Source organism: Thiohalocapsa halophila, from assembly GCF_016583825.1.
GTDB classification, from domain to species: domain Bacteria; phylum Pseudomonadota; class Gammaproteobacteria; order Chromatiales; family Chromatiaceae; genus Thiohalocapsa; species Thiohalocapsa halophila.
Map to the genome: position 1 here is coordinate 1 of NZ_NRRV01000253.1, position 693 is coordinate 693.

The 693-nt window shown below is 63.8% G+C and carries 1 protein-coding gene; it reads left to right on the top strand.

Translation table 11 applies throughout. From position 1 onward, the window contains the following. Positions 1–387 precede the first annotated feature (387 nt). The coding region (locus CKO31_RS26610) for a hypothetical protein (protein WP_207148137.1) at positions 388–693 on the top strand (306 nt) is incomplete at its 3' end.

Sequence of the window (693 nt, forward strand, 5' to 3'; positions counted from 1 at the left end):
CATGCTGGTCGCCTATCTCGGTCGTAGACGGAAATGGGGCTATTGGGGGTACCTCTGGTCCTCGATTATATTTACGCCCTTGTTCGGTGCGCTTTTTGTGCTCGCAGCGGACCCCCCACCGCGCCGGAAGAAGTCCTGCGGAGGGCATGCGGCGCCAAGATGACGGTGACATCGCCCACTACCGCGCTCGGCCTTCGGCTCACACCAGCGGTTCGGCGCATCGCATGGAGCTTGTGTCTTCTCTGCCTCTTGGTCTGCCAGGGCTGCGAATGGACTGAGGACAACCGAGGGTCAGTCGCAGAAACCGCGGCCGGCGGAGAAGATTCCGGCGCGACCAACGCCGCCTCCGATCGATCCGGCAACCACCGGGATGCGACTTCCGCCAGAATGCCCGAGCAACCCGGAGCTGTCGATCCCGACGCCCGGCACTCAGGTTTACGCGAGGAGACGGTCAACGAGTTTCGAGAACACCTCGACTCCAAGACGGAAGGCGTGAGCCGGAATGATAGCGCGCTGCGCGAGCTCCGCAGTCGCCTGGACGAGGTGCTCGCGGGTTTGCAAGCCGCCACGCTCCGGCTCGATTCCTTGACCGAGCAGACGGCACGGGATACGGCGAGCCTGGGAGCCCAAGCTGCATTGATCGAGGAGCATTCCGCGGATCTACGGGCGACAAGACGCGACCTTCGAGCTGCA